We start from the raw sequence: 4,806 nt of genomic DNA, 5'->3' as shown, positions 1-4,806 counted from the left end.
CGACGCGCCAGCTGTGGAAGGAGGCGACCGGTCTGGACATGACGGACGGTATCGGCGCCACGGAGATGTTCCACATCTTCATTTCCTCGCCCGGCGGTGAGAGCCGGCGCGGCGCCATCGGCAAGGTGGTGCCCGGCTACATCGCCAAGGTGGTGGACGACGATGGCAATGAGCTGCCACGCGGCACCGTGGGCAAGCTCGCGGTGATCGGCCCCACGGGCTGCAAGTACCTCGACGACCCGCGCCAGGCCAAGTACGTGAAGGATGGCTGGAACTACCCCGGCGATGCGTTCACGCAAGACGCGGACGGCTACTTCTTCTACCAGGCGCGCGACGATGACATGATCATCACCGCCGGCTACAACGTGGGCGGCCCCGAGGTGGAAGACGCCCTGCTGCGCCACCCGGCCGTGGCCGAGTGCGGGGTGATCGGCGTGCCCGACGAAGAGCGCGGCATGGTGGTCAAGGCCATCTGCGTGCTCAAGCCCGGCCACACCGGCGACGCCGCCATGGTCAAGACCCTGCAGGACCACGTGAAGGCCACCATCGCCCCGTTCAAATACCCACGCGTGGTGGAGTTTGTGACAGCCCTGCCACGCACCGAAACCGGCAAGCTGCAGCGTTTCAAGCTGCGCCAGGGTGCGGCCGCATCACCCTCCGCCACATCGCCCACTTCCACAAAAAAAACATGACGATGAAAAACACCCTTTTGCAGCCCGAAGGCTGGGTCACCCCCAAAGGCTACGCCAACGGCGTGGCCGCACGCGGCACCATGGTCTTCACCGGCGGCCAGATCGGCTGGAACGCGCAGCAGCAGTTTGAGAGCGACGACTTCATCGCCCAGACCAGGCAAACCCTGCTGAATGTGCGTGCGGTGCTGGAGGCTGGTGGCGCGGGCCCCGAGCACCTGGTGAGGCTGACCTGGTATGTGACCGACCGCAACGAATACAACAGCCGCCTGAAGGAGCTGGGTGCTGTCTACCGCGAGGTGCTGGGCAAGAACTTTCCGGCCATGGCCTGCGTGCAGGTGGCGGGGCTCATGGAAGAGCGCGCGAAGATCGAGATTGAAGCAACCGCTGTAATCCCGGACTGAGCTTTCCCAGCCACCGCTGCAGCGCTTGCCCGTACAGAATGAACGCCAGCGCCGCCCCAATCAACGGCAGCGCGGCAAACACCCAGCCCGTGAGCAGCTCGCCCCCCAGCGCCACGCCCACCAGCAAAGCCACCGCAGGGTTCACAAACGAATAGCTGCCCGCCAGCGCGGCCGACGTGTTCTGCAGCAGCCACAGGTACGCATTGAGCGCCACCAAGGTGCCAAACACCAGCAGATAGACCCACGCCGCCCACGACTTGGCAGTGACCTGGCCCAGGGCGCTCAACGGCTCAAACCACAACGCCACCACCAGCCCCATGGCGCCCCCCGCAAACCACTGCGCGGCCGATGCCATGGCGGGCGCAGGTAGCGACAGCTTGCGCGATGCATACGAGCCCACACTCCAGCACAGCGGCGCACCAAAGGCCAGCAGCGCACCGAGCCAGGTGGCTGAAAAGTCGCCCTCCAGCGCCAGCAGCAGCGCACCCACCACGCCCAGCGCCAGGCCGATCCAGCTGGTGAACGGCACGCGCTCGCCGCCCCAGCGCGACCACAGCGCCAGCCACATCGGCATGGTGGTGACCACCGTGGCCATCAGGCCCGAGCCAATGCCCAGCTTTTGTGCAAAGCCCATCAGGTTCATGGCCAGAAACACCATGCAGCCGCCCACCACCGCCGAGTTGCGCCATTGCACCCACGTGGGCAATGCATGGCCTTGCCACAACGCAATCAGCAGCATCACCCCCCCTGCACACAGAAAGCGGATCGCATTCATCAGCAGCGGCGGCATGCTCTGCAGCGCAATACCAATGGCGAAATAGGTAGTGCCCCAGACGATGTAGACCAACAGCAGTGCCATGGCCACCGCCCCTTTGCGCTGTGCATGGGCTTGCGCATTGAAAATTGCCGGCATATTCTTCACCTGACCGAATAATTTATGGAAACCGCGAGGTTTTCGGAATTTTTACCAAAATCGAGCGGCTATGCAAGCAAATATTCAGACAGATGACATGGACGCCAGAATTATTTCGGCGCTAGGCGCCGATGGCCGACGTTCCTATGCCGATGTGGGGGCCGAAGTGGGACTGTCCACCGCCGCCGTGCACGAGCGCGTGAAGAAGCTTCTGGACAAGGGCGTGATTCGCCGGTTTTCGATCAGCGTGGACCCGGAACGCGTGGGGCTGAACTTCACCGCGTTTGTGGCGATCCGCAACGATGGCGGCGCGCACTGCCGCGACATTGCGCCGCGCCTGCGCGGTATCCCCCAGGTGGAGGAGTTGCACAGCGTGGCTGGCGAGCACGACTTCCTGGCCAAGATCCGCACCACGCACGCGCGCGGGCTGGAGGACGTGCTTTACCAGATCAAGGCGATTCCCGGCGTGGCGCGCACCACGAGCACCGTGGTCCTGAACACCGAATTCGAGGACCGGCCGCTGGACCTGGGCTGGGTGAATGGCGACAAGGGAGGTTGACGCGCGGGGGCTGCCTCGGCTTGGTCGCGCGGCTGTTTACGCTGCCACCGGGGCGAGTTCAGCCGCAGCGGCAATAGCCGCCGGAACTGGCGCCAGCCGCTGCACCAGCGCCATGTAGTAGCCCAGCGGGGGCGTGACCAGCCCCGGCACCTTGGCATGGTCGTCATAGCGGCGCAGGCGGATGGCCTCCTGCGCGAAGGGCTGGGCCGCAAACTGCATCGCCTCTTTGGGCGTGAAGGGCCCGCCCTGCAGCACCAGGCTGTGCTGCGATGCGGGCGACAGTGTCTCCCAGTACCCCGGCTCCATGGTGCACAGGTAGCGCTTGGCATCCACATGCAGGCGGATGGGCTCCAGCACCGCGTCGGGCAGTAGGCCCCGCAAGAACGGGATGGCCATGTACTGGTGCAGGTCGTCCTGCTCGGCCGTGTCGCCCCCCGGCGCCAGCAGGTGGCCCAGGTCGTGCAGCAGGGCCGCGACGACGGTGGCCGGGGTTTCACCCGATTTTTCGGCCCACTGTGCACACTGCAGCGCATGCTCCAGCTGGCTGACCGCCTCGCGGCCGTACTGGTTCACGCCCCGCGTGGCAAGCAGGTGGGTGATGTCTTCAAGGGTCAATGCCACGGTGTGCTCCTTGTCAGACCAGTGCCTTGCGGATGCGGGCCGACACCAGGTCGATAACACTCACCGTGACCACGATGATGAGCATGACCGCGCAGGTCTCGGCGTACTGGAAGCCCCGGATGATTTCCCACAGCACCACTCCAATGCCCCCGGCGCCCACCATGCCCACCACCGAAGCCGAACGCACGTTGGCTTCAAAGCGGTACAGCGTGTACGAGATCCACAGCGGCATGACCTGCGGGATCACGCCATAGATGATTTCGTGCAGTGCGCTCGCACCGGTGGAGCGGATGCCTTCCACGGGCTGCGGGTCAATCGCCTCCACGGCTTCGGAGAACAGCTTGGCCAGGGTGCCCGAGGTGTGGATCCACAGGGCCAGGACACCCGCAAAAGGCCCCAGGCCCACGGCCACCACAAACAGCATGGCAAACACCATTTCGTTGATGGCGCGGCACGCGTCCAGCACGCGGCGCACCGGCTGGTAGACCCACCAGGGCACGATGTTGGACGAGGCCAGCAGTGCCAGCGGCACGGCGGTGACCACCGCCAGCGCCGTGCCCCACAGCGCGATCTGCAGCGTGACCAGCATCTCCTGCACATAGATCTGCCACTGCGCAAAATTGGGCGGAAAGAACTCCGCCGCATAGCTGACCATGTTGCCCGAGTCGTTCCACAGATCGAACGGGCGCATGTCGGCGCCCTTCCAGGACGCCGCCAGCAACACCAGCAGGATGCCCCACGACAGGTACCAGGCCAGGCTGCGCTTGGGCGACGAGGTGCCGGCCAGTGTGGCCAGCGAGGGATTCAAAGCAGAGGACATGGAGACACCCGGGCCATAACAAGAAACCTACGGATTACTTCAACGACGCCAGCTGCTGGTCGATCTCGGCCAGGCGGGTCTTCTTGTCAGAATCAGCCAGCGTCGCGTCGGCCTCGATCTTGTTGCGCTTGCCGAACAGGTCCAGCTGGCGGATGGGGGTGAGCTGTGCGTTCGTTGATGGCTTGAAGCCCGAGAGCTTGGAGATCTTCATCACGATCTCCTTCTCGCGCGCATCGGTCTTGGCGTAGTTGTAGAAGAAGTCGCGGATCTTGGTCTTGGTGGCCTCGGGCAAGTCCTTGCGCATCACCAGCGGGTCCAGCGGAATCAGGGGCGAGGTCCAGACGATCTTGATGTCCTTGAACTTCTCGGGCTGGCGCTCCTTGATCTTTTCCAGGTTCTCGCTGTTGTTGGTGGCCACATCCACCTGCTTGTTGGCCACGGCCAGCGCGTTGGTCTCGTGGTTGGCACTGCGCGTGATCTTGAAGTGCGTCTTCGCGTCGATCTTGTTCTGTGCAAAGGCGTAGTAGCCGGGCACCAGGAAGCCCGAGGTGGAGTTGGGGTCGCCGTTGCCAAAGCTCAGCGACTTGCCGTTCTTGAGCACGTCATCCAGGGTGGCCAGGGGGCTGTCCTTGTGCACGATGAGGTGCGAGTGGTAGCCCTGGGTGCCGTCTGCGTTCACCATCTGCGCAAAGACTTCGCCGTTGGCGCGGTCCACGGCTTCCATGGCCGACTTGTTGCCCAGCCAGGCCACCTGCATCTTGTTGAAGCGCATGGCTTCGATGAGGCCTGCGTAGTCGGAT

Annotated in this window: 7 protein-coding genes; 3 read left to right on the top strand and 4 right to left on the bottom strand. The window is 64.3% G+C overall.

The window, feature by feature from the left end; translation table 11 throughout:
- Positions 1-692, top strand: a 692-nt coding sequence (locus DBR23_RS27015) for an AMP-binding protein (RefSeq protein ID WP_146191465.1), incomplete at its 5' end; no start/stop codon positions are given.
- A 2-nt stretch (positions 693-694) separates the two neighbouring features.
- On the top strand, positions 695-1,093 hold the full coding sequence (locus tag DBR23_RS27010) for a RidA family protein (RefSeq protein ID WP_056059731.1): 399 nt from the start codon (positions 695-697) through the stop codon (positions 1,091-1,093).
- On the opposite strand, the gene DBR23_RS27005 is transcribed toward DBR23_RS27010, so the two are convergent.
- A complete protein-coding gene (locus DBR23_RS27005) occupies positions 1,038-2,006 on the bottom strand; it encodes an EamA family transporter (RefSeq protein WP_108500124.1) in 969 nt (322 codons plus the stop codon). The genes DBR23_RS27010 and DBR23_RS27005 overlap by 56 nt on opposite strands.
- Before the next feature lie 97 nt (positions 2,007-2,103).
- Here DBR23_RS27005 and DBR23_RS27000 point away from each other — a divergent pair, with 97 nt between their 5' ends.
- On the top strand, positions 2,104-2,565 hold the full coding sequence (locus tag DBR23_RS27000) for an Lrp/AsnC family transcriptional regulator (protein WP_056059735.1): 462 nt from the start codon (positions 2,104-2,106) through the stop codon (positions 2,563-2,565).
- 36 nt (positions 2,566-2,601) lie between these two features.
- On the opposite strand, the gene DBR23_RS26995 is transcribed toward DBR23_RS27000, so the two are convergent.
- The 3 genes from DBR23_RS26995 to phnD form a co-directional block, all read right to left on the bottom strand.
- Positions 2,602-3,186 carry a phosphonate degradation HD-domain oxygenase gene (locus DBR23_RS26995; protein WP_056059737.1) on the bottom strand — a complete coding sequence of 195 codons (585 nt, stop codon included), beginning with the start codon at positions 3,184-3,186 and terminating at the stop codon, positions 2,602-2,604.
- 13 nt (positions 3,187-3,199) lie between these two features.
- Positions 3,200-4,006: a phosphonate ABC transporter, permease protein PhnE gene (gene phnE / locus DBR23_RS26990; RefSeq protein ID WP_056059739.1), complete on the bottom strand. Its 807-nt coding sequence runs from the start codon at positions 4,004-4,006 to the stop codon at positions 3,200-3,202.
- Between the two features lie 34 nt (positions 4,007-4,040).
- On the bottom strand, positions 4,041-4,806 hold a 766-nt coding region (gene phnD / locus DBR23_RS26985; RefSeq protein ID WP_108500123.1), incomplete at its 5' end, for a phosphonate ABC transporter substrate-binding protein.

The organism is Acidovorax sp. HMWF018 (assembly GCF_003061035.1).
Classification (GTDB): domain Bacteria; phylum Pseudomonadota; class Gammaproteobacteria; order Burkholderiales; family Burkholderiaceae_C; genus Acidovorax; species Acidovorax delafieldii.
This window is presented reverse-complemented; position numbering and strand designations above follow the sequence as displayed.